Source organism: Carnimonas bestiolae (genome assembly GCF_051251145.1).
In the GTDB taxonomy this organism is placed as follows: Bacteria; Pseudomonadota; Gammaproteobacteria; order Pseudomonadales; family Halomonadaceae; genus Carnimonas; species Carnimonas bestiolae.
Genome location: NZ_JBPCZK010000001.1, coordinates 137,249 through 161,170 on the forward strand (window position 1 = coordinate 137,249; position 23,922 = coordinate 161,170).

16 protein-coding genes are annotated in these 23,922 nt (G+C 57.4%); 8 read left to right on the top strand and 8 right to left on the bottom strand.

Annotation, left to right across the window (positions count from 1 at the left end; translation table 11 throughout):
* Positions 1 to 73 precede the first annotated feature (73 nt).
* Positions 74 to 1,336 carry a YihY family inner membrane protein gene (locus R84865_RS00710; protein ID WP_435638565.1) on the top strand — a complete coding sequence of 421 codons (1,263 nt, stop codon included), beginning with the start codon at positions 74 to 76 and terminating at the stop codon, positions 1,334 to 1,336.
* 26 nt (positions 1,337 to 1,362) lie between these two features.
* Positions 1,363 to 1,974 carry a DNA endonuclease SmrA gene (gene smrA, locus R84865_RS00715; RefSeq protein WP_435631531.1) on the top strand — a complete coding sequence of 204 codons (612 nt, stop codon included), beginning with the start codon at positions 1,363 to 1,365 and terminating at the stop codon, positions 1,972 to 1,974.
* 141 nt (positions 1,975 to 2,115) lie between these two features.
* Here the strand turns inward: smrA and rlmA are convergent, their stop codons facing one another.
* Positions 2,116 to 2,916 carry a 23S rRNA (guanine(745)-N(1))-methyltransferase gene (gene rlmA / locus R84865_RS00720; RefSeq protein ID WP_435638566.1) on the bottom strand — a complete coding sequence of 267 codons (801 nt, stop codon included), beginning with the start codon at positions 2,914 to 2,916 and terminating at the stop codon, positions 2,116 to 2,118.
* 157 nt (positions 2,917 to 3,073) lie between these two features.
* On the opposite strand from rlmA, the gene R84865_RS00725 reads away from it, so the two are divergent.
* The 3 genes from R84865_RS00725 (at position 3,074) to R84865_RS00735 (ending at position 6,701) form a co-directional block, all read left to right on the top strand.
* A complete protein-coding gene (locus R84865_RS00725) occupies positions 3,074 to 5,419 on the top strand; it encodes a molybdopterin-dependent oxidoreductase (protein WP_435638567.1) in 2,346 nt (781 codons plus the stop codon).
* Positions 5,420 to 5,612: 193 nt separating this feature from the next.
* The gene (locus R84865_RS00730) at positions 5,613 to 6,218 is read left to right on the top strand and encodes an NUDIX domain-containing protein (protein ID WP_435638568.1); all 606 of its coding nucleotides are present in this window, start codon (positions 5,613 to 5,615) and stop codon (positions 6,216 to 6,218) included.
* 66 nt (positions 6,219 to 6,284) lie between these two features.
* Positions 6,285 to 6,701, top strand: coding sequence for a GFA family protein (locus R84865_RS00735; RefSeq protein WP_435638569.1), 417 nt, complete (start codon positions 6,285 to 6,287; stop codon positions 6,699 to 6,701).
* Positions 6,702 to 6,861: 160 nt separating this feature from the next.
* Here R84865_RS00735 and R84865_RS00740 read toward each other — a convergent pair whose 3' ends face one another.
* From R84865_RS00740 to metH, 7 genes are all read right to left on the bottom strand, one after another.
* On the bottom strand, positions 6,862 to 9,057 hold the full coding sequence (locus R84865_RS00740; protein ID WP_435638570.1) for a TonB-dependent siderophore receptor: 2,196 nt from the start codon (positions 9,055 to 9,057) through the stop codon (positions 6,862 to 6,864).
* A 109-nt stretch (positions 9,058 to 9,166) separates the two neighbouring features.
* A complete protein-coding gene (locus R84865_RS00745; protein ID WP_435638571.1) occupies positions 9,167 to 11,071 on the bottom strand; it encodes an IucA/IucC family protein in 1,905 nt (634 codons plus the stop codon).
* Positions 11,068 to 11,658, bottom strand: a complete 591-nt coding sequence (locus R84865_RS00750) for a GNAT family N-acetyltransferase (protein ID WP_435638572.1) — start codon at positions 11,656 to 11,658, stop codon at positions 11,068 to 11,070. Before R84865_RS00750 ends, R84865_RS00745 begins: the two co-directional genes overlap by 4 nt.
* Positions 11,655 to 12,983, bottom strand: coding sequence for a lysine N(6)-hydroxylase/L-ornithine N(5)-oxygenase family protein (locus R84865_RS00755; RefSeq protein WP_435638573.1), 1,329 nt, complete (start codon positions 12,981 to 12,983; stop codon positions 11,655 to 11,657). Before R84865_RS00755 ends, R84865_RS00750 begins: the two co-directional genes overlap by 4 nt.
* A gap of 18 nt (positions 12,984 to 13,001) precedes the next feature.
* The gene (locus tag R84865_RS00760) at positions 13,002 to 14,528 is read right to left on the bottom strand and encodes a pyridoxal phosphate-dependent decarboxylase family protein (protein ID WP_435638574.1); all 1,527 of its coding nucleotides are present in this window, start codon (positions 14,526 to 14,528) and stop codon (positions 13,002 to 13,004) included.
* Between the two features lie 276 nt (positions 14,529 to 14,804).
* Positions 14,805 to 15,725 (bottom strand): siderophore-interacting protein, encoded by a 921-nt coding sequence (locus R84865_RS00765; protein WP_435638575.1) that lies wholly within the window; start codon positions 15,723 to 15,725, stop codon positions 14,805 to 14,807.
* Positions 15,726 to 16,131: 406 nt separating this feature from the next.
* The gene (gene metH / locus R84865_RS00770) at positions 16,132 to 19,845 is read right to left on the bottom strand and encodes a methionine synthase (protein WP_435638576.1); all 3,714 of its coding nucleotides are present in this window, start codon (positions 19,843 to 19,845) and stop codon (positions 16,132 to 16,134) included.
* A gap of 306 nt (positions 19,846 to 20,151) precedes the next feature.
* Between metH and nfuA the strand changes: the two genes are divergently transcribed.
* The 3 genes from nfuA to R84865_RS00785 all read left to right on the top strand — a co-directional run bounded on the left by nfuA (position 20,152) and on the right by R84865_RS00785 (position 23,875).
* Positions 20,152 to 20,772: a Fe-S biogenesis protein NfuA gene (nfuA, locus tag R84865_RS00775; protein ID WP_435631544.1), complete on the top strand. Its 621-nt coding sequence runs from the start codon at positions 20,152 to 20,154 to the stop codon at positions 20,770 to 20,772.
* Between the two features lie 382 nt (positions 20,773 to 21,154).
* Entirely contained in the window at positions 21,155 to 22,480 is a 1,326-nt protein-coding gene (locus R84865_RS00780) for an Nramp family divalent metal transporter (RefSeq protein WP_435631545.1), read from the top strand.
* 33 nt (positions 22,481 to 22,513) lie between these two features.
* Positions 22,514 to 23,875, top strand: a complete 1,362-nt coding sequence (locus R84865_RS00785) for a DUF445 domain-containing protein (RefSeq protein WP_435638577.1) — start codon at positions 22,514 to 22,516, stop codon at positions 23,873 to 23,875.
* The last annotated feature ends 47 nt before the right edge of the window (positions 23,876 to 23,922 follow it).

The window sequence follows — 23,922 nt, forward strand, 5'->3', positions numbered from 1 at the left end:
CTAGCGCCGCTGCGGGGGCCAACAGCAGCAGCCAAGCGGCACATTTTTTAACGACTTGCTGGGATACGCACGGATGCGATGGAACTGGCTGAAGCGGTTAGCCTCACTGCCGCTGGATAACCATAACGAGCGTCGCCACCTGTGGCCGGCGCTGCACGAGCTATATAACCGTTTCATGCGTCACGATGTGATGAAAACGGCGGCTTCCTTGACCTACACCACGCTGTTTGCAGTGGTACCGCTGACGGCGGTGGTGTACAGCATTCTGTCGGCGGTGCCTGAATTTCAGGGCGTGGGTGACAAGGCGCAGCAGTTCTTGTTCGACCAGTTTGTGCCCGCTACCGGAGAGGTAGTGCGCGAGCAGCTCAATAACTTCTCGAATCAGGCGCGCAACCTGACCTTGGTCGGCGCAGGCTTTCTGTTTGTGACGGCGGTAATGATGATGGTCAGTATCGAGGGTGCGTTCAATTCGATTTGGCAGGTGTCGGGCCATCGCCGCGGCGTGTCGAGCTTCCTACGCTACTGGGCCATTCTGACGCTGGGGCCGATTCTCATCGGTGCTGGGTTCGCGCTTTCCTCGTACATTACCTCACTCAATCTGGTCAACAACGCGGTGGAAGGCGTTGGCTACGAGCGCTTACTGCGCCTCCTATCGCCAGTCTTGAGCTTTCTGGCGCTGCTGTTTATCTACATGGTTATTCCCAACGCGCGAGTGCGGCTGGCCTACGCGGCAGTGGGGGCGGCCATCACCGCGCTGCTGATTGAGCTGGCCAAGTTCGGCTTTGGCTTGTACGTCGCCAATTTCCCGTCCTATCAGCTGATTTACGGCGCCTTTGCTGCCGTGCCGCTGTTCCTGCTATGGATATATGTGACCTGGCTGATCGTGTTGCTAGGCGCTGAAATCATTTCCTGGCTAGGTGAAACGCGCAGCGGCGAATACGCCCAGCAGCCGCCGCTATGGCAGGCACTGCAGGTGCTGGCGTGGCTGTATCACAGCCAGCGCGAAGGTCAGTTGGTAGCGACAGCGGATATTTCAGAGCGGCTGGGTGGTGGCTTCCGGCGGGTGCTCGAACCATTGATCGAAAACGGCTGGCTGGTAGAGTCAGATGAACAGCAGTGGGTGCTGGCGCGCGCCATGGAAACGCTGCCGCTGTGGCAGTTGATCGATCAGCTACCGTGGGACGTGCCGGAGCAGCAAGCGCCAGAAGCCTTGGCGCAGTGCGTGGATATCGACACGCTTAATCGCGCGCTGACCGAAGCACGCCAGCAGCGACGCGATATTCTCGCCACGCCAGTGGCTGCACTGTTTGAGCAGCACGAGGAAGCAACGCCATAAACCAGCCGTAAATGAGGGGGTTCAGTATGCTCGACAGAGCCTTCGATGATTGTTTGGATGAACGCGAGCGGCGTTTGTTTGAGCGCGAAATGAGCGGCGTCGAGCCGATCGCCCAGCGCTCAAACGTTCGTCACCATACACCCAAAGCGCCCAGCGAAGCACAGCTTGCGCGCCGCCAGCACGCCACCGCAGGCAACACCGACGACAACTTCCTTAGCGACGAATTCGTCGAGCTAGTGGCTGCTGATGAACCGCTCCGCTATCGTCGAGATGGCATTCAGCGCGGACTGCTCGATAAATTGGCCCACGGCGGCTATCTGGTCGAGTCACAACTAAACGTCCAACGGCGGCCGCTAAGCGATGTGCGTCGCGAGCTGTTTGGCTTCATCCGTGATGCGCAGGCGCATCAGCTGCGTTCGCTGTTAATCATTCACGGACGCGGCAGACGTGATGACAGTCACGCCACCATCGTGCGCAGCTATATGGCCAAATGGCTGGCCCAGTTTGAGTGCGTGCAGGCGTTTTGTTCAGCCGCTCCACGGCTGGGCGGATTGGGCGCTACTCAGATAGTGCTCAGCAAGTCGGAAGCTGCCCGACACCACACCCGCGAGCGGCATTTAGCGCGACGCGCTCGTTAGCTTCCAGGAAATAATCGTTGGGCGGCGTTTATACGCCTCGACGTTAGCGTGAAAGCTAACCTGGGCATCCCGCGCGGCGCTGAGCAGTGCCGCCGTAGAACGCTTGGCAGCTTCTTCGGCCTTAATGCGGTCAACGCTGGATTAGCGGCTCACCTGATAGCGCTGAATAATAAAATCGGCGCTCAGCGCTACCTGCGTTTCGCTTGCCAATGCGCTTTTCAATTCGTCCGATGCGTGCCAGCCGAACGGCGTCATGGTGAGAAGGTCGAGCGCTTCGGCGCCGCTCGCGGCTATCTGGTGCTCGATACGCTGGCTGTCGAGTAGGGTAAAGCCCGTTGGCACGCTGGGCGTTTCGGCATGGTCGTTGACCTGCTGGTAGATGCGCTCTCGCAGCTCACGCAGATGGTCAGGGCCGGGCGTTACGATGATGAGCTGCCCGTTAGCGCTGATCAGACGCGTTAGCTCGGCGTCGCTGCTGGGCGCGTAGGTGCGCACAATCAGATCGAAGGCGTGATCCTCAAACGGCAGATCGTGGTTGGATGCCACGCAAAAACTGACCGCTGGGTATTTTTTGGCAGCCTTCTGCACGGCATTCTTGCTGATATCGACGCCATAGCTGGCCGCCTCAGGAAATCCAGCGGCCAAGGCGGCGGTAAAGTAACCTTCACCACAGCCAATATCGAGCAGCCGCTGCGGGGCAAGATCAGCACTCTGCTCACGCAAATAAGCGGCGAGCGGCTGATAATGTCCTGCTTCCAAAAAGCGCCGCCGCGCCTGTACCATGCCTTTTTCATCCCCCGGAGCGCGTGAATGCTTGCGATTGGCCGGTAGCAGATGCACATAGCCTTCCTTGGCGCGGTCAAAGCGGTGGCCATTTTGACACCCCCAGCCAGCGGAGAGCGGGTGCAGCGAAAGTCGGCAAAGCGGGCAACGGTAGGGCATAGTTAGATGATCAAGGTGGTGTTCAAAAAGGTATCGGGGCAGAGTTTACACGCTTCCGGCACCGCCTGTATGCGGCGTGCGTCACTGCCATTACCAGCCGCTTCGCTTACGGGCTCGGTATTCACCGCCACTCACTTCTTCACTACCCAAGGCTCTTATGCAGCGTTTTACTCTTAGCCACTGGGGCATTTACCAGTTCGACGATCAGCGCGCTGAACGGCTGGTGCCGTGGCGCTGCGACCCCGCGCCATCTGCGATTGGTCGCTATCAGTGGCAGGCCAGCACCAGCCCGCTGCGCGTCAAGCGACCGGCGGTGCGTAAAGGATGGCTGGAAAGTGGCCCTGGCCCTGCCGAAGGGCGGCGCGGCAGCGATGAGTTTGTTGAAGTCGAGTGGCCGCAGGCGCTCGAGCTGGTCGCTAACGAGATCAAGCGGGTAATCAGCGAGCACGGCAATCAGGCCATCTACGCAGCGCCTTACGGCTGGTCGAGCGCAGGCCGGTTTCATCATTCGCAAACCCAGGCGCGGCGTTTTTACAACGCGCTAGGCGGTTTTGTCGCCAGCCGTCATACCTACAGCTTCGGTACCGCAGAATCGGTGATGCCGATGATTGCTGAATCGATCTATACGCTAATGGCGGAAGCCGACGGCTGGCAGACGCTGGCAGATCACACCGCGGTGATGCTCTGTTTTGGGGGCCTGCCGACCAAGAACAGCCAAATTGAGTCGTCCGGAGCGGGGCGGCATTTGGCCGCTAACGGCATTCGCCAACTGCTCGATAACGGCGCTGCGCTCTACAACATCAGTCCGATTCACCACCAAGTGCTGGAAGCCCCCGAGCTCGACCAGCGCTGCCACTGGCTGCCGATCAGGCCAGCCACCGATACCGCGCTGCTGCTGGCGCTGGCGCACCAGTTGATCGTTAATAATGCCTATGATCATCGCTTTATCGAGCGCTGCACTAGCGGCTATCAGCAGTTCGCCGATTATCTGCTGGGCACGCAGGATGGCATTGCTAAAGATGCCGAGTGGGCCGCTACCATTACCGATATCGATGCCGCCCGCATCGCCGAGCTGGGCGAGCTATTAATCGACTGCCAGCGCCAGCAGCGGCGGGTGTTGATCAATCTGGCCTGGGGTATCCAGCGCGCTGAAAATGGCGAACAGCCCTTGTGGGCAGCGCTAGCGCTGGCGGCACTGCTGGGCCAGTTGGGGTTGCCGGGCGGCGGCTTTGCGTTTGGCTATGGCTCGACCAATTCGATGGGCTACGGCGGCCAGCGCATCGCCGGACCGCGTCTTGAGCGCGGTAGCAACGGCGTGGAACAGTTCATCCCAGTGGCACGTATCGCCGACATGCTGCTGCACCCAGGTGAGCGCTATCCGTTCGAAAACCAATGGCGTAAATACCCGCATATTCGGCTAATGCATTGGGCGGGCGGCAATCCGTTTCACCATCATCAGGACCTCAACCGGCTATGCCAAGCCTGGCAGCGCCCGGACACCATCATCGCCAATGAACAGTTCTGGACCGCCAACGCTCGCATGGCCGATATTGTGTTGCCTGCCACCACCACCCTTGAGCGAGAAGACATCGGTTATGCATCGAACGATGGCTATATCCTGGCAATGCACAAGCTCGCCGATGCCCCGCATGAGGCCTTGAGTGATCACGCCATCTTCAGCGCACTGGCGCAGCGCTTGGATATCAATGACATCTTCAATGAAGGACACGACGAGCAAGGCTGGCTGGACACTCTGTACAGTGAAGCACGCCAGCGCGCCGAGCAGCGGGGCATTAAGCTGCCCACCGATTTCGCCGCGCTGAAAGCAGCGGGGGTAGTTGAGTTCGGTCGCGAGCCCGATGCCAGCCCACGGCCAGCCGGGCGCTGGGCGCGCTTTCGAGAAGACCCCGAAGGAGCGCCGCTGGATACGCCGTCGGGCAAGATCATGCTATTTCATCCCACCATCGCAGACTTTAGCGCCAATCAGCTAGCCGGGCATCCCGAGTGGAAGGAGCCCATTGAATGGCTCGGCGGTGCGCGGGCCAAGCGCTTTCCACTGCATTTGATTTCTAGTCAGCCCGCCAACAAGCTGCACAGCCAATTGGACCACTCGTCGCTCAGTCAAGGTACGCGCCCGCACGGTCGCGAGCCCATTACGCTCTCGCCCAGCGACGCCGCTCAGCGCGGCCTCAGCGAAGGCCAACTGGTGAAGGTGTTCAACGAACGCGGCGCCTGCGTAGCCGCCGTATCGATCGACGCAGGCATCAAGCCCGGCGTCGTCAAACTGGCCACCGGCGCCTGGTTCGATCCCGGCCTCGATTTTAGCGAAGCGACGCCGTCAGGGCTGGAGCGCCACGGCAATCCCAATGTTGTTACCGCCGACCGGCCCAGCTCTTCGTTAACCCAAGGCACCAGCGCCATGAGCACACTCGTGGAAGTGGTCGCCTTGCAAGGCAATCCGCCCGAACTGAGCTGCTTCACCTTACCGCCCGGGGTGTCATAGGGGATATGAAACGAGCAAGCGGATCAACAAGCTCTTTTATCGGAAAGGCCCGAAGGATACCGCCCGCTGGCGCACTCGCCATCACTAAAGTACTGCTAGCATCCCCTGAGCACTGCTGTTTCACTGTAGATACCAGCGCAACGGTCAGATGATGGGCACCGTTCAGCGCTATGACCACTGATGGGAATCTACAATGACCGACACGCGCTATATTCCTGCCGATACGACTGCATCAATCAACGGCCAACATGTATTAGCGGACGACTGGGGCACGTTGATTAAATACGATATTACCCATACCCGACGCGATGGTTCGCAGCAGCACTACACGCGTGAAGCCTATGACCGCGGTCACGGCGCCACCATTTTACTTTACGACCCAGAGCGAAAGACGGTCGTCCTCACCAGCCAATTTCGCCTTCCCGCTTTTTTGCTAGGGCATCATTTTGAGCTTATCGAAGCCTGTGCCGGCTTGCTCGATGAAAGGCATCCTTTAGAGGCTATCCGCAAGGAAGCCGAAGAAGAAACGGGTTATGCAGTAAGTGAAGTTATTAAAATTGGTGAAATTTTCATGAGCCCAGGCTCGGTCACCGAGCGCCTACATTTCTTCATTGCGCCTATTCATCGGGGGATGCGCGTTAACGACGGTGGTGGCGTTATAGAAGAGGGCGAAGATATCAGAGTATTGGATCTCCCCATCGCCCAAGCGCTCGACATGATTGACCAAGGGCTCATTATTGATGCTAAAACCATTATTCTTATTCAGCATCTAGTGATTAAGGGCATATGTACACCGTAATGTATTCTGCTGGAAGGAAAGCAACGTAGGCAGATGGCTTACTTCTACATCTAAGGATAAATAGCGATGCTTGAAGGACAGTGTCTGTGTGGAGAAAACCGGTTAGTAATGACCGGGGAGCCGTTGGCTCGGGCGAATTGCCACTGTGCGTCGTGTCGAGATGTTTACGGAGGCAGCTTTCTCTCTGCTACCGCTTGGCAGCCGAGTCAGTTAACGCTTTCTGCCAGCAACTGCAGAGATTTCTCGCATCCCACTAAACGTCTAACACGCACCTATTGCGCCAGCTGCGGCGACATCCTGTTTGGTACCAATCGGCTTGGTATGAACGTTGTGCCGAACCAAATGATCGCCCGATCACATCAGGGCGTTTTACCCGCACATTTAACGCCTGAGATGCATATCTTCTATACGCAGCGAATCGTCGATGTTAACGATACGCTGGTGAAATACAGCGAAGGCTGGAACGGCCCGACACTGGACTAACGATGGTTCGCTCTTTCGTCACCGAATAGGGAGCGGCCGCGAGCGCAGAAAAACAACGGCGGTGCGCGGATGGGTAAATGTCCGCACACCGCCGCTGTGATTTTATAAAAAACGCCATATAGATCACCCGTATGGCGTTTGTGCATCCGAGGATAATGCCTCAGAAATGGTAGTTCATGGTGGCCATGATATTGCGTTGGTCGCCGAAGTAGCAGTAGGTCGAGTCGAGGCAAGAAAGGTACTTGCGGTTAAACAGGTTGGACACATTCAGCTGCAGGCTGGCGCCTTGCAGGGCGCTGGTCCACTGTCCAAGGTCGGTGCTGACAAAGGCATCGGTTAGCGCATAGCTGGCGCTCTTGTGATGGGTAGCAGAGTTTACTTGGCTACTGCTGTCGTTGAAGTCGGCACCTTCAACATAGCGCTCGCCGATACCGCCACGCACGCCTTTCGGGAAGTCATACTGAAGCCACAGCGACGCCATCTGTTTGGGTGACAGATAAGGCGTCTGGCCCTTCTGGAAGCCATCGCTATCACTGCGATAGCTCTGCTTGTTGTAGCTGTAGCTGGCCAGCGCGCGCAGTTTATCGGTGATATGCGTATTGGCGGAAAGTTCGATACCGCGAGAGCGGATATCGCCAACGCTGCTATAAGCGATATGATTTACCCCGGTGCGCTGCTGTACGTTTTTCTGCACCAGGTTATAGGCGGCGATTTGATAAAGGTCATCGGTGCCATTGGGCTGGTATTTCACGCCAACTTCATGCTGTTCACTATCGGTGGGCGGTGGCACCGCGCCATCAATCTGAGTATCAGGGCTAGGATCAGTGGCCTGGCTATACGAGTAGTAAGGCGAAATGCCATTGTCGAACGCATACAGCAGCGACGCATTGGCCGAGAATTTATGATCGTTGCGGCTATCCGTACCCACCCCATCCTGATGATACTTGCGATCCAGCCAGTCTTCCCGTCCTCCCAAGGATAGATGCACCTTGTCCCAGGTCATTTGGTCCTGCAGGTAAACACCACCCTGCTGAATGCGATCGGTTTGGTGAGGCGCCCAGGTAATGGGGGATGTCCGCCCGATGTTATGTGAGAAATGATAGGGATCAATGGAACCGACGGAGGCGCCAGCGAAGCGAAGCGAGTTCTTCATGCGCTGGAAGTCAGCACCCAACAGCACTTCATGCTCAATGGGGCCAGTGTCGAAGTTCCATTGCAGGTTATTGTCCGTGCTGAAGGCGTGCAGATTCTCACGCGAGCCGTAGTACGTCATGCCCAGCCGCAGTGGGTTTTCGCTCTCAATGCCCGTCTGGGCAATCTGGCTCATGGTGACATCCATGTCGGTATAGCGAGCCCGCGAATTGAACTTCAGTTGGTCATTGAAGCGGTGGGTCAGGTTGTAGGAAAAAATTCGCTCGATGCGCTCGAAATCGTTGTTGTCCCTGTCGGCATCTGACCAACTCGCTTTGACGTGATGAGCGACATCATAAGGGACTGAGCCGTGATAGCCCGCGGAGGGGTCTTTCTGGAAGATGGCCGACAGCAGCAGCTCGGTATCGTCGCCCAGGTGGAAATTGACCTGCGGCATAATGGCGTAGCGTTTGCTTTCTACCGCGTCGTACTGGGTGTCGGTTTGGTCCGCGATAGCGGTCAGGCGATATTCGCCCAGGCTGCTATCAGGCAGTGCCCCGGTCACGTCCACGCCAGCGCCGCGATTGCCATGGCTACCGGCAAAGATGCGGAACAGCCCTTGCTGCTGCTGTTGCGGTTTCTTAGTGGTGAAGTTAACGATACCGCCCGGCATGCTGCGCCCGTAAAGCGAAGAAGAGGGGCCTTTTACAACGTCAATGCGTTCGAGGAAGAATGAATCAATCTGCATCGCCGAGTAGGTGGCGGGGTCCGACTGCAGCCGCATCCCATCAAGGTAGGTGTTATCGACATCGCCACCGTGAAAGCCGCGCAGGGAAATGGTGTCGGAACGCTTGGAGGCGCCTGCCAATTGAGTGAAAACGCCCGGGGTATACAGCAGCGCATCGTTGACGTTGGTCGCCCCCTGGTCTTCCATTTGCTGACGACCCACGACATTGACCGTCCGCGCGGTATTGATCAGCGGCGTTGCCGTTTTGGTCGCGGCATTGCTGTTAACGGCGGAATAGCCATCGAGAGGACCGTCGCCCGTTGGTGCCTGGCCCTGCACCACCACTGTATTCAGTCGCTCGCCGTCATCAGCGTCATCTGCTGAGCTTTGCGCCTGCGCTGCCAGTGACGTAAACGCCAGCCCCAGCATCAAGGGGGGGATGAAATATGCCCTCGATCGTTGAGAACCAACGCGGGAAGGTCTGAAAACTATTGTCATTGATGTATCTCCCTTGCATGAAAACCCGGGCATATCAGCGTATGCACCGGGAAACATTGCTCAAATGTTATCTTTTTATAGCCTCTGGCAGCGTACTGCCGTGAACAACTCACACCATGTGAGTCGTCGTATGGATTGTCGCGTCTTCTGCATCCGTGGATGCCTTCCATCCGTGCTCTGGCAAATAGAGCGGATTCGCCAGCGTGCCTGCGGAAGGCAGCTCTTCATCGCGTTCATCCAGATTGATCATTTGCTGGTTGTTACGTAGCTGAATTCTGTTGAGGCAGGTACGCACGAATTCCGGCGCAAACAGATCGTAGCGCTGATATTGCTGCGCATTTTCCGGATGGGCGCGCTGGTAGTCGCGGGTCTTCTGGGTGACCAGTTGCCAGAAGGCCGTTTCGGTGAAGTTCTCGCAGCTCGCCATCAGCGGTGCGATAAAGCGGAAGATGCAATCGAACAGATCAGTAAATACCACGTCGACCGCACGTCCATCGGCAATGCTGAAACGGATGCCCTCAACCTCTTCCGGCGGCTCCTCGCGAGGGTTTACCAGCGCAATCTCTTCACCGATATCTTTCATGAAAATGGCCACGGGCACGTAGTCTTCCATCACCAGAATCAGGTTTTCCCCATGGGGCATAAAGGCCAAGTCATGGGCGAAGAACGCGTGCAATAACGGTATGTAGTAAAGGTCGAGGAGGCGCTGCAGCCATTGACTGGGGCTTAGAGAAGAAGCCTTTATCAGCGCGGCCACTAGCGCATCGCCACTGCTGTCCTGATGGAGTAAAGCCGCCATCGTCATCAGGGTCTGGTTCGGCTTGATGAGTGGCTGGCCGGGCTGGGCCGGGTCCTCAAGGGCATAAGGGCTTTCACGCCATAACCCTGACAGCATCTTGTGGTAGGGCGAACTCTTGCTGGTCGCCATTTCATAATAGCGGTGGTGGTAGCCCACCGTGGCGACTTCACGCAGCATATGGAAGTGGTGCTCGGCAAAGAAGCGATCACTCGCCAGCAGTTTTGCCGCAAAGGCATTGATGGCGGGGGTGCGCGCCATATAGTAGGGAGAAAGCCCCCGCATGAAGCCCATATTGAGGATCGATAGCGACGTTTTCACATAGCAGCGCGCTGGGGCATCCAGATTGAAAAAGGTCCGTATCGATTGCTGGACCTGATAGTGGTCGCTGCCTTCCCCGAGATCGATTAACCATTGGTTGGCGATGTCTGCGGTGAACACGCGTGCAATTTTTTCACGCCATTGCCAGGGGTGAACCGGTATCAATACATAATCATCCGGGTTGAGCTGACGATCTTTCAGCTGCTGGCGAAAATGCTGCCACTGCGCCTGGCCCAGCTCGCCTTCGATAAAGTTATCGTAGTGAATATCAGCCAGGGCATGGAAGTTGGTGCGGTTGCGATGGCCTGCCAACCAGCGCACGCGCATGGGGCGCGCGCTTTCCGGCGTGTAGTTGAGGTAGTCCGCTTCATCGAAGCCAATGCGCCCATTATTGGCGATGAAAATGGGGTGCCCTTCGGTCATGGAGGCTTCCATTTCCTGATAATCGGCATCGATTAGCGCGGCTACTGGCGTATCACGGAAGGCTAGCTTGAAGGCCTTGCCATACAGGGTGCTGGTAATTTCTTCCATGTACGTAGGCAATAGTTGCTCGGAAATACCCAGCTTGTCCTTTAACGCAATTACCAGCATCAGGGCATCCACCGGCTTGGGCTGCCCGTTAAGCGTGCAGGTGATGGAGGCGGGATCTACCAGCAAGTGCTCAAGCATGAACTGACGCGCATCGAAGCCATATTCCCAACGCTCATCGTGCTGCTCAATGATCAACTGCCAGCGAGTGGTGCTATTGCCCTCAACTGACGCAACGGCGGTGGGCGCGATAATCCTTTCATGGCTGAATTCGGCCAGTATCTTGGCGACCAGGTGCTGGTTGGCTTGCTGCCAGCGTTGTGGCGTCAAGGCGTGGTGGACGTCGGCAACGTGGATATCAGTATTCATGAGGTCACTTCTTCATTTAACGCGCTGAGAAAATCTTGCCGGGTCGCAAAACCCAGACAGGCGGTCTTGTGGGCAAGCGTGCGCTCACCCTGGTAGCGAATGCCCACGGCATGATTAAGGCGATGGATTTTGTCGTTGCGACTGTCGGGCTCGACCACCACGCGCGCCAGCGCGAGTCGCTCCAGAATCAGCGTCATCACGGCGATCATGACCTGGCGGCTGAACCCATGGCGTGGGGTCGTGACAGGGCCCAGCAGCAGGTGCATGCCGCAGTCGTCGGGGCGAGGGGAGTAATGCTGACCAATCTCGTCAAAGAGCGGGTCGTAAAGCTCGGTATAGAAGATACCGCCACGCTCATCCTGACCCACCATGCCAAACTTGGCGTCGGTGTCAGCCAGCTCCTTGAAGCGATCATCACGACTTAGCCCATTCATGCCCCAGAAGCTGGCATAGGGAGCGGCCAGCCACTCATTCAGCAGCTCGAAATGCTGCTCAGGGCGATAACGCTCCAGCGTGAATCCATTGATCTCAAGCCGAGTGCCATGAGCAGGCGCGTAGCGTTCAGTAAAGGACGACAACTGGCTCATTGCGCAACGTCCTCGAGTTGGCGGGCGGTATTTAAGCGGCCTTGTGCATGGGGTGCGCCGAAGGTTTGGAACGCAATCGAGCGTTCGACCCGATAGGGCTCGCGGCCAAGAATGGCCGCCAGAATGACACTGTTGCGATAACAGCCCATGCCCAGATCGGGAATGGTCAGGCTGTGGGTTTCGAGGCCGTAGTTTTGAATGAAAATGCGCTGGCGCTTATCGATTCGGTAATGGCGATCAAGCACCGGCAGCCCGCGCTGATCCAGATTGAGCTCGGGCTGCAAAGAGGAGATAAAGCCCGGGCGCTGATAACGATAGCCGGTCGCCAATATCAATTGTTCGGTATCGATGCTGAACCTTGTTTGCTGTTCATGTTGGGTGAAGTCGAGCGTCAGTCCTGTGCCGGTATTTTCAATCTGATCCAACTGGCTGTTGGTTAGCAGCGTGACATCCAGCGGCCCATCCAAGCGTTTTTGATATAAAAGATCGTAGATGGCGTTAATCAGCTCGGAATCTATGCCTTTGAAAAGATTCGCCTGCGACTTGATCAGCGGCTCCCGTACATCAGCAGGAAGCGAAAAGAAGTAGTCGATGTATTCGGGCGAGGTCATTTCAAGCGTGAGCTTGGTATATTCCAGCGGGAAGTAGCGTGGCGAGCGGGTAATCCAGCGCAAGGCATAGTGGTGCTGGTCAATTTCTGCCAGCAGGTCATAAAAGATTTCCGCTGCGCTCTGACCGCTGCCGATCACCGTGATGTCATTCGATTCGGTTAGCCTCTGCTTGTTATCCAGGTAGTGGCTGCTGTGCTGAATCCGAGCAGAGTCCGCAGTATCAAAGGGAGTCCATGGCTGGGTGCCGGTGCCCAGCACCAGGTGGCGAGCAGCGATAGTGGTGCGCTCACCATTGCTGGCATCTTGGCCGGTCAGCAAGTAGATGTCGCGCTCTTGGTCGTAGCGTATATCGACGACCTTGAAACCCCAGCGCAGGTTGGAAAGCTGGCTGACCACCCACTGACAGTACTGGTTATACTCCTTGCGCAAAATGAAGAAATTTTCGCGGATATAAAACGGATAAAGACGCCCGGTCATCTTGGCAAAATTCAAGAAGCTGTAGCGGCTGGTGGGATCGGCCAAGGTCACCAAATCCGACATGAAGGGCGTTTGCAGGTGCGCGCTTTCCAGCATCATGCCGGGGTGCCAGTCGAACCCTTCGCGTGCATCAACGAACAGGGTGGTGACGTCCTCCAGCGGCTCAGCAAGGGCGGCAAGGCTTAGGTTAAAGGGGCCAATACCAACGCCCACGATGTCGTAAACAGAAGAAGACATGAGTTTATTCCTGGTTCCTTAGCGAGATGACTGCATTTGCTGCAGCACCTCATGGCCCATCGCCACGACATCCGCCACAAGCCTGGCAAGGTGATCAACATCACCACGGGGATTCAGCAGCGTGAATTTCAGATACTGACGCCCCTGACAGCGTGTCGCCGCCACCATGGCGCGCTTGCTGCGGGCGAGCCGCGAGCGAATCTGGCGGTTCACTTCATCCAACGTGTCATCGTCAAGGCGGGGCGCATGGAAACGGAATACCAGGGTGCTGATGGAGGGCGCGGCCAGCAGTTCGATATTCGCCTGGTTGACCATCCACTCGCCCAACTGCGCCGTCTTGCTAACCAGCGTGTCGATCATCTCGCCGAGCGCATCAGGGCCCAGCGTTCGCAAGGTGACCCACAGTTTTAGCGCATCGAAACGGCGGGTGGTTTGCAGGCTCTTGTTGACCAGATCAGGAGTGCCGGCCAACGCCTGTTCTAGCGGGTTCAGGTAATCCGCATGGTGGGCCAGCGGTGCCATCATAGCGGTATCGCGAACCAACAGCGCCGAACACGCAACCGGCTGGAAGGCAAACTTGTGAAAATCGAGCGTAACGCTGTCGGCCGCCTCAATACCTGCCAACCGCTGTCGCTGCTGTTTGGAGAGCAGTAGGCCGCCGCCATAGGCGGCATCCACATGGAAGTGGCACTGGTATTGGCGACTTAGTCTGGCGATATCCACCAGCGGATCGATGGCGCCAAAATCCGTGGTTCCTGCGGTCGCCACAATGGCGATGGGAATCTCGCCGTTGCTTAACATGGCGGCCAATGATGCTTCGAGCGCACTTACATCCATGCAGCGCTGGTCGGTACAGGGCACCTGAATGGCTGCTTGCTTGCCCATGCCCAGCAGCATGCAGGCCTGCTGGATGCTGAAATGACTATCCTCCGAGCACAGCACGCGGTAGCGGGCCAGGCGCTGATGAGGTGTTTCACTGTCCGCACGTGCAAACGCCTGTTCACGCGCCAACAGCATCGCCATCAGGTTCGACTGCGAACCGCCTGAGGTGAACACGCCATCGGCGTCTTCGGGAAGGCCGGCACGCTTCGCCAGCCAGTTAATCAGGTGCTGCTCGATCCAGGTACCACCAGCGCTTTGGTCCCAGGTTTCAACGGCCGTATTCAGTGCGCTGGCCAAATGCTCCGCCGCTAGAGACACATCGAGGATGGGGCAATTCAAATGAGCGACGTAATCCTGATGGTGGAATAAAATCGCGTGGTCGAGGTAAAGGGGCTTCAGTTCTTCGAGGGCTGCCACAAAATCATTGAGGGGAACGTCCAGATCAAGAGGCTGGAAGGCTTTCAACAGCTCGCCGGGCAGTATTCCGCTGGTAGGGTGTTCGCGTTCGCTAAGCGTCTGCGCTAACGACTGATCGACATGGGCTTTTAAGGTGCGGTAGTGGTCGAAGTCGTCGATACCAAAAAAGGTAGCGGCGGTATTTTTCAAGTACCCGGTAAGCGGCTTGGATGGCTCGGATAGTTGAAATTCCTGACTGATGCCCATCAGACATCTCCAATTGCCTATGAGTGAGTGAAAGCAGGGATGGTGGAGCAGCCTTATCCCTATAAACGACTATTATTATCATTTAGATTTACATTTTAGTGGCGCCATTGTCTAGCCGTAATTTGCCCATTGAAGAGGGCAGATTCGTGGATTAAGAAGCGCTTGGTAGCGGCAAAGTGACAGCAAAATTCGTCACACTGTGTGGGCTCCAGGGCGTAACCTAGCGCGGCACTAACGTGCTACTACTTATCAAATGGCCGAGGGACGTTATTGCGACTACTGGTGTACCTTGCCCTTGCGCCAGTAGCCCATGGCCGATACTTGATGTTTGGGAATGCAGCGATCGTCGATCAGATAGCGGCGCATATCGAGGCAGGCCTTGGATTCGGACGCAATCCACGCATAAAAATGATCGGTCGGGGTAAGTTCAGAAACGTCCCACAGAATGTCCTGATCGATATCGATCGCCAGCTCCGCCGCCCCGGTGTGGCAATACGACTGCTTTTCAAGCGACAGCATGCGCAACGCCTGTATCAGCCGCTCACCATACTGGCAGTCGAGTCCTTCACGGGGCAGCCAAGCGGCTTCTATCCAGTTGGGCAGCGGCCTGCAATCCGCCTTGAGCGGCACCTCGATAAGCGCCTGCACCCTAGGGCGAGCGCGCTGGCGATAGCGCTTATCCAGTTCTTCAATGATGCCCATGATGGCTGGCAGTGCGGTTTCGTCACCTATCAGCAGCATATGGCGCGGGTCAGTAGGCGGCTTCCATTCAAAGCCAACCGGCGCCCCTTGGTAATCGCGGTGGGGGGCTGAGATCGAGATGCCATCACCCGGCTGCGCGCGGCAGGCCCATCGGGAGGCGGGGCCGATATCGCCATGCAGAGCGAATTCAATATCGAGTTCCTTGTGCTCTGGCCGAACCGCGCGAATGGTATAGGTACGCATGCATGGACGCTCCTGCACCGGCATCTTGCGGTACGCTGCGTACCAGTCCTCGCCTGGCGCAAAACGTGAGGCCATGGCAGGCACGTCCGCCTGTTCCTGACCGAAGAATAGCTTGACGCGCTGATCGGGCGCGAAGGTGGTCGCCTCATCGAGATTATCGCCAGTGAAGGTAACGTTCACGATGGATGGAGTGATCTGCTCGCGTCGCTTCACCACCATGTCGAATAGCTGGTATGGGCTAGAGGCCGCCATGATTAGTTTCCAAAGCCGTATAAACAATGGATAACAATAATAATTATTCCTATTTATGTTCAAGCATCTTTAGGAGCGCGGAGCGAAAAAGGTTCATTTCCGCCTAAACGTCGATCGCCCTCGTTGGCAGCAAGCGTTGTGCCTGCTGGTAAATTAGCTGAGATGCTCACCGAAAGGCGCAGTTATTTGAGGGAGGCTACTGGTTCACGCAGCCATTGAGCGCTAGGCTGATCAGCCACTCGTTCAGGCTTCATCGTGCGCTGGCGTGTGTATCGTCAACCGGCCGATAGTTGCTGCGCAAAACGATAGTTGCCACGCAAAAAACATCGGCGGTGCGCGGATAACGTAATAGTCCGCACACCGCCGTTGTGGTGTTACTGAGCTGTGGTTTTACTGAGCGTGAAGGTTATTCGTCGGGGTTGTAGGAGAGCACCGGCGAGAGCCAGCGTTCCATGGTTTCCATTGGCATCTGCTTGCGCTCGGCCAGCTCGGTCACCTGATCCTTGCCAATCTTGCCGGTGGCGAAGTAGCGCGATTCAGGGTGCGAGAAATACCAGCCCGACACCGCGGCAGCAGGCCACATGGCAAAGCTGTCGGTGAGCGAGATGCCGGTTTCGGCGGTGGCATCGAGCAGAGTAAAAAGCGTTGCCTTTTCGGTGTGATCGGGGCAGGCGGGGTAGCCGGGAGCAGGGCGAATGCCGCGATATTTCTCGGCAATCAGCGCCTCGTTATCGAGCTGCTCGTGCTGGTCGTAGCCCCAGAACTCCTTGCGCACCCGCTCGTGCATGCGTTCGGCGAAGGCTTCCGCCAAGCGGTCGGCCAACGCCTTGACCATGATCGAATTGTAATCGTCACCGGCATCTTCATAGGCCTTGGCGAGCTTGTCGACACCGTGGCCAGTGGTCACGGCGAAGCCGCCGATCCAATCCTCGACCTCGCTAGCGCGCGGGGCGACAAAATCGGTCAGGCTGTAGCAGAGACCATCGCGCCCCTTGGCACTTTGCTGGCGAATATGGTGCAGCCGCTGTACAACCTGCTGACGGCTTTCATCGGCGTACACCTCGATCACATCATCATCGACGGTGGCCGCGGGCCAGAAGCCGATCACGCCGCGCGCTTCAATCAGCGCTTCGTTAACCAGCTTTTCAAGCATCGCCTTGGCATCGTCGAACAGACTGCGGGCCGCTTCGCCGACCACCTCGTCGTCGAGAATCTTCGGATACTTGCCCACCAACTGCCAGCTCATAAAGAACGGCGTCCAGTCGATCCGCTCGATCAACTCATGCACGTCGTAATTAACGAAGGTTTTGGTACCAATAAAGGTGGGCCGGGGCGGCGTATAGCTTTCCCAGTCGGCGCTGAACTTGCGCTCGCGCGCCTGCGCATAGGTCAGATCAGCGGCCTTGGGGCGGCGCTTGGCGTTGCGCTCGCGAACGCGCTCATATTCGGCACGAATTTCTGTTACGTAGTCTTCTTTCAGGCTTGGTGACAGAAGTCGACTGGCGACACCCACCGCGCGCGAGGCGTCGGTCACATAGATAACCGGTGAGTCGTAGTTAGGCTCGATCTTGACCGCCGTATGCGCCTTCGAGGTGGTGGCACCGCCGATCAGCAGCGGTAGTTCGAAGCCTTGCCGCTTCATCTCCTTGGCCACATTGACCATCTCGTCAAGGGAAGGGGTAATCAGCCCGGATAGTCCAATAATGTCGGCGTTTTCGGCCTTGGCGGTCGCGAGGATTTTCTCGGCCGGCACCATTACCCCAAGGTCGATCACTTCGTAGTTGTTGCATTGCAGCACCACGCCGACAATGTTCTTACCGATGTCGTGCACGTCGCCTTTGACCGTCGCCATCACGACCTTGCCCTTGCTCTGGGCGTCAGCGCTTTTTTCCGCCTCGATATAGGGAATCAGGTAGGCGACCGCCTGTTTCATTACGCGCGCCGACTTCACCACCTGCGGCAGGAACATCTTGCCGGCACCGAACAGATCGCCGACCACATTCATGCCGTCCATCAGCGGCCCTTCAATGACCTCGATGGGGCGCTCGGCCTGCTGGCGCGCCAGTTCGGCGTCTTCTTCGATATAGGCGGTAATGCCTTTGACCAGCGCATGCTCGATACGCTTGTTCACCTCAAACGAGCGCCACTCAAGGTCTTCCTTCTTCTGACCAGCGCTACCGTCGCCACGATACTGCTCGGCAATCTCCAACAGCTGTTCGGTGGCATCGGGCGAGCGGTTGAGCACGACGTCTTCTACCGCTGTGCGCAGCTGCTCGGGAAGGTCGTCGTATACCGCCAACTGGCCGGCATTAACGATCCCCATACTCATGCCGGCCTTGATTGCGTGATAGAGAAATACCGAATGGATGGCCTCGCGCACCGGATTGTTGCCGCGGAACGAGAACGAAACGTTGGACACCCCGCCAGAAATCATCGCATGGGGCAGATGCTGCTTGATCCACTGGGTCGCTTCGATGAAGTCGACGGCGTAGTTATTGTGCTCCTCAATACCGGTCGCGATCGCGAAGATATTGGGGTCGAAGATGATCTCTTCAGCGGGGAAGTCGAGTTCGTCGACCAGCAAATGGTAGGCCCGAGAACATATCTCGGTTTTGCGCTGGAAGGTGTCGGCCTGTCCTTCTTCATCGAAGGCCATCACCACGATGGCGGCCCCATAGCGACGGCACAGCTTGGCGTGCTCGCGGAACGCCTGCTCGCCTTCCTTGAGCGAGATCGAGTTGACCACCGCTTTACCCTGCACGCATTTAAGGCCAGCTTCGATAATCTCGAACTTGGAGGAGTCCAGCATGATCGGCACGCGTGAGATATCCGGCTCGCCCGCCACCAGATTGAGGAAGTGCACCATCGCCTCCTGGGAGTCGAGCATGCCTTCATCCATGTTGATGTCGATGACCTGAGCGCCGTTTTCGACCTGCTCCAGGGCAACCTCAAGCGCGGTGGTAAAGTCTTCTTCCTTGATCAACCGCTTGAAGCGCGCCGAGCCGGTGACGTTGGTGCGTTCGCCGACGTTAACGAACAGCGAATCAGCCTCGATATTGAAGGGCTCGAGCCCCGACAGGCGGCACGCCGGCGCTATCTCGGGAATCTGACGCGGCGGTTTGCCGCGCACAACGTCAGCAATAAACGCGATATGTTCAGGAGTCGAGCCGCAGCAGCCGCCAAGAATATTAACCAGGCCGCTTTCGGCAAATTCACCGACAATCGCCGACATTTCGTCGGCTTCCTGATCGTATTCGCCAAATTCGTTGGGCAGGCCAGCGTTGGGGTGGGCGGATACCCAGGTATCGGCCACTCGTGACAGTTCGGCGATATAGGCACGCAGCTCTTCTGCGCCCAGCGCACAGTTAAGGCCGATACTAAACGGCTTGGCATGGCGCACCGAGTTCCAGAATGCTTCGGTGGTTTGGCCCGACAGAGTGCGCCCCGAGGCGTCGGTAATGGTACCGGAAATCATGATCGGCAGCCGCTCACCGCGTGCTTCGAACACCTCGTCCAGCGCAAACAGCGCCGCTTTGGCATTGAGGGTGTCGAAAATGGTTTCGACCATGATCAGATCGCAACCGCCTTCGATCAGCGCCTGCGCAGCTTCGTAATAGTTGTCACGGAGTTCGTCGAAGGTAACGTTACGCTTGGAAGGATCGTTCACATCGGGGGAGAGCGACGCCGTGCGGCTGGTAGGGCCGAGCACGCCCGCGACAAAGCGCGGTACGCCGGTGGCAGCGGCGACTTCATCGCACACTTCACGGGCCAGCCGCGCGGCTTCCAGATTCAGCTCCGGCACCCACTCCTGCATGCCGTAATCCGACTGCGACAGCCGCGTGCTGTTAAAGGTATTGGTTTCGATAATATCAGCGCCCGCGTCAAGGTAATCGCGGTGCAGGCGTTTGATAAGATCACGCTGGGTCAGTACCAGCATGTCATTGTTGCCCTGCAGATCCGACGGCCATTCCTTGAAGCGTTCGCCACGAAAGTCGTGTTCGCTGAGACGCTCGCGCTGAATCATCGTCCCCATTGCGCCATCAAGAATCAGAATACGCTGGGCGAGCGCCGCGTTGAGTTGTTCCATTAACGGGGCGCGAACGGGGAGGCTATGACTCATGAACTGTGCTTCTCTATCGGATCATTAAATGAATAACACGCGACTGCCATGGGGCGAGCGCAGCAGTGACAGCATCGCGAATTGGCGCGCTGGTTGGAAATGAACGTTTTGTGAGTTCATTACAAGAAAATGTCATGACGCAGCATCAAGCACTATTAGCGAGGCTACCCAACGTATCTTGGTTGATCTAATTGGTCGGGTTTTACGCTTATCTGGCGATGGCGTAAACTGTTCTTCATTAGGGCGCTTTGGCAGCAAAGCATACTCTTTCTCAAGCGCCATCGCACCGTCTCCAGAGAATATCCCATGAGCGAACAGACCGTAGCAGACAACGTTAACGAGGGCGCACCTCTCGAAATTACCACCAGCGCACAGGAATATCTTGCCGAGCTGTTGTCGAAGCAGGATGTTGATGGCATTGGAGTGCGCGTCTTTATCACTCAGCCGGGCACGCCTTACGCAGAAACCTGTCTGGCGTATTGCCGCCCGGGCGAAGAAGAGCCCACCGATGTGCGTGTCGAGCTCGCGCACTTCCCGCTGCTGATTGAAGCACACAGCGAGCCTTTCCTTGAGGATGCGGTGGTCGACTTCAACGCCGACCGTATGGGCGGCCAGCTCACCATCAAGGCCCCCAACGCCAAGATGCCGAAGGTGGACGCGTCCAGCCCGCTGGAAGATCAGATTAACTATGTGCTCTACAGCGAAATCAATCCGGGCCTGGCTTCCCATGGCGGCGAAATTCGCCTGATTCAGCTGACCGAGGACGATGTCGCGGTGCTCCAGTTTGGCGGCGGCTGCCAAGGCTGCGCGGCGGTCGATTTAACCTTGAAGGATGGCGTCGAACGCACGCTGCTCGAACGCATTCCTGATCTAAAAGGCATTCGTGACGTTACCGACCACACGGATACCACCAACGCCTACTATTGATCTCCATCCGCCACGCCTACTGATGCAGCGCGGCGCAGTAGCACTGAGACGGCCTTCATTTGAAGGCCGTTTTTTTGTCTGGAGACGCTGCTTACCGCTGCTATTCGACGTTCGAGAGGGCGCTAACGTGTCGTATCGACAATGTGATGGTGGGGCGACTGCCTGCCCCGATTTCTCAGCGACGACGGTTTATCTTACCTTCGCCTGTTTTAACTTAGGTTAATCTTATGTACCATTGCTTACTAACAATGGATAGGTCGCGAACGAACACGCCATTTATAACCATTATCCAATATTGGCATTTCCCAACGTCGCGACTACGACCTGACATGTATTGGCACCGCCAGACGGGTGCACCTAAGCAGTGAGTGAGAACGGTGAAATGAGCAATTCCGATCATTCGTTGGCGACATCAAACAACACCTTCCATCAAGAAGCAGGCAGCGTCGACGTTCCCACATCAGGGCGTTGGTGGGCGCGCATGTTTGCCTTTATCGGGCCTGGCGCACTGGTATCGGTGGGCTATATGGACCCGGGTAATTGGGCCACGTCACTGGAGGGGGGCTCGCGCTTCGGCTACTCGCTTTTATGCGTGATTCTGTTGTCGAACCTGATGGCGATTGTGCTGCAAGCGCTGTGCGCTCGGTTGGGTATCGTGACCGGTCGCGACCTGGCGCAAGGCTGCCGCGATCACTGCCCGATGCCCGTTAATATCGTGCTGTGGTTGCTGTGCGAACTGGCAATTATCGCTTGCGATCTGGCCGAGGTAATTGGTACCGCGGTGGCGCTTAAATTGCTGTTTGGCATCCCGCTGATGTGGGGCGCCATTATCACGGTACTGGATACGCTGCTGCTGCTGGCGCTTATGCGCAAGGGCTTCCGCTGGATCGAAGCCTTCGTCATGACGCTGCTGGCCACCATCTTTGTCTGCTTCGCTATAGAGCTGGTGCTCGCTCATCCTTCCATGGCGGGTATCGCCGAAGGCTTCTTTGCGCCTAGCCCCAAGGTACTGACCGATCCAGCCATGCTGTATATCGCAATCGGAATCATTGGCGCGACGGTAATGCCGCATAATCTTTACCTGCACTCGGCGCTGGTCAAAACGCGCAATTTCAAGCGCACCGACGCAGGGCGCAAAGAGGCGATTCGCTTTGCTACGATCGATAGCACGGTGTCGCTGTGTCTAGCGCTGTTCGTCAACGCCGGCATCCTGATTCTGGCGGCCGCGGTGTTTCACACCTCAGGTCACACCGTCACGGAAATCGAAGATGCTTACGCGCTGATTGCACCGCTGGTAGGAGCGGGGATTGCCGCGACGCTGTTTGCCGTTGCGCTGCTCGCTTCGGGGCTTAACTCGACCGTGACCGCAACGCTAGCGGGGCAGATTGTGATGGAAGGCTTCCTCAATCTGCGTATGCCGGCCTGGGTGCGACGCCTGCTGACGCGAGTGCTGGCGATTGCGCCGGTGCTCTACGTGGTGACCGCCTACGGTGAAGCAGGGGTAGGCCGGCTGCTGATTCTTAGCCAGGTAGTGCTATCACTGCAGTTGCCTTTCGCGGTGATCCCACTGCTGTTGCTGGTATCGAATAAAAAGACCATGGGCAGCTTCGTGATTGGCGCCAAGGTGAAAGCAGTAACCTGGCTGATTGCAATCATTATTTTGGCACTTAACATCAAGCTGTTGATTGATACCTTCGCTTCGCTATAGTGACCGCCTTTGCATCGTCGTAAGGAGCGGGGCATGGCGTCACCGTCATCGGAAAGTGATTACTCAGCAACGCCTGGCTGGTTAGCCCGTCATCGTGGCGGGGTGGCGCTGGGTATTTCTGCGTTCGGCTTTGCCGCCAGCGAACTGGCCGCAACAGTCGGCTGGCTTCCCGCCCCCTGGGGAACAGCGGTAGTCACCGCCTTCGAGGGGGCGCTGGTAGGCAGCGTCGCCGACTGGTTTGCCGTTACCGCATTATTCAAGCAGTTTCCGATTCCTGGCTTGCGTCGCCACACAGGGCTGATTGCCAAACGCCGCGCCGCGCTTAGCCGCGGCATTGTCGATATGGCCGAGCGTGAATGGCTTTCGCCAGCGGCGCTGCGGGCCCGATTGGCAACGTTCTCCTGTGCCAATTTCCTTACCCAGCGCTTTTACCGCGGCGAAGGGCGCGAACAATTGCGCCAACTCACCCGTCAGCAAAGCCGCAAAGCGCTGGGATGGCTCGATGATCCACGCCTTGAAGAAGTGCTCGAACCCGCCCTTACCCGAATGGTCGAGCGCATCGACAGCGGTAGGCAGCTTGCGCCGCTACTCAAGCGGCTGGCGTACGACCGCACCCTGAATGAGCAACTGTGGCAGGGCGCGCTGCGAATTCTTGAGCGCGTGCTGGCGGATCCGCAGCTGCTCAACGTACTCAGCGATATCTTGCTCGATCAGTTGGATGCACTGTCCAGCGAGGGCAAGTGGAGCTCAGTGAAGGTATGGCTGGGCAAACAGTTCCTGGAAGGCGAGGACGATCGCGAGAAAGCCGAGCGTCTGCTGCGTCGCCTGCTTGGCACCGCGCGCGAGCATCTCGAAGAGATCGAGCAGGACCAGCAGCATCCGCTGCGCTTGCGTATGCGTGCACTGCTGATCGTCACCGCACGGCATTTGCGCCATCAGCAAGGCAGTCGTCTGCATCAGGTGCTGGAGCGCGGCAAGTGGCAGCTATATAACACCTTCATCGAACAGCGCGGTATTGGTGGTTGGCTATCCTTCGGCAAACGCTGGGCTGAAGCGCGCATTAACGACGAGCAATCGCTGCTTAATCGCTGGATTGATGGCGGGATCGATCACCTGATGCAGCGCTACCTGATTGAGCCTCAAGCGCGCCAGCGCTTTGACGAGCGGGTCAGGGGATGGGCGGGTGATTTGATCGATGCGCACCCCGGCGCAGTGGGCAGTATCGTCAGTGAGTCGCTATCGGAGGCCAATATGCCCACGGCGCAGCTGGTCGCTACCATTGAGGATAAGGTGGGGCCGGATCTACAGTGGATTCGAGTGAACGGCGCGCTGGTAGGCGGGGCAGTCGCATTGGTGATCGGACTGGTGCGCGCGCTGGCAACGCTAGTGGGATAGTGGCGCTTTAGCCAACAGCATGGATTGCGTTGCCATCACAACGACGC

Coding starts and splice junctions, on each gene's coding strand:
- R84865_RS00710 (WP_435638565.1), top strand. CDS start 74: ATGCGATGGAACTGGCTGAAGCGGTTAGCCTCACTGCCGCTGGATAAC.
- smrA (WP_435631531.1), top strand. CDS start 1,363: ATGCTCGACAGAGCCTTCGATGATTGTTTGGATGAACGCGAGCGGCGT.
- rlmA (WP_435638566.1), bottom strand. CDS start 2,916: ATGCCCTACCGTTGCCCGCTTTGCCGACTTTCGCTGCACCCGCTCTCC.
- R84865_RS00725 (WP_435638567.1), top strand. CDS start 3,074: ATGCAGCGTTTTACTCTTAGCCACTGGGGCATTTACCAGTTCGACGAT.
- R84865_RS00730 (WP_435638568.1), top strand. CDS start 5,613: ATGACCGACACGCGCTATATTCCTGCCGATACGACTGCATCAATCAAC.
- R84865_RS00735 (WP_435638569.1), top strand. CDS start 6,285: ATGCTTGAAGGACAGTGTCTGTGTGGAGAAAACCGGTTAGTAATGACC.
- R84865_RS00740 (WP_435638570.1), bottom strand. CDS start 9,057: ATGACAATAGTTTTCAGACCTTCCCGCGTTGGTTCTCAACGATCGAGG.
- R84865_RS00745 (WP_435638571.1), bottom strand. CDS start 11,071: ATGAATACTGATATCCACGTTGCCGACGTCCACCACGCCTTGACGCCA.
- R84865_RS00750 (WP_435638572.1), bottom strand. CDS start 11,658: ATGAGCCAGTTGTCGTCCTTTACTGAACGCTACGCGCCTGCTCATGGC.
- R84865_RS00755 (WP_435638573.1), bottom strand. CDS start 12,983: ATGTCTTCTTCTGTTTACGACATCGTGGGCGTTGGTATTGGCCCCTTT.
- R84865_RS00760 (WP_435638574.1), bottom strand. CDS start 14,528: ATGGGCATCAGTCAGGAATTTCAACTATCCGAGCCATCCAAGCCGCTT.
- R84865_RS00765 (WP_435638575.1), bottom strand. CDS start 15,725: ATGGCGGCCTCTAGCCCATACCAGCTATTCGACATGGTGGTGAAGCGA.
- metH (WP_435638576.1), bottom strand. CDS start 19,845: ATGAGTCATAGCCTCCCCGTTCGCGCCCCGTTAATGGAACAACTCAAC.
- nfuA (WP_435631544.1), top strand. CDS start 20,152: ATGAGCGAACAGACCGTAGCAGACAACGTTAACGAGGGCGCACCTCTC.
- R84865_RS00780 (WP_435631545.1), top strand. CDS start 21,155: ATGAGCAATTCCGATCATTCGTTGGCGACATCAAACAACACCTTCCAT.
- R84865_RS00785 (WP_435638577.1), top strand. CDS start 22,514: ATGGCGTCACCGTCATCGGAAAGTGATTACTCAGCAACGCCTGGCTGG.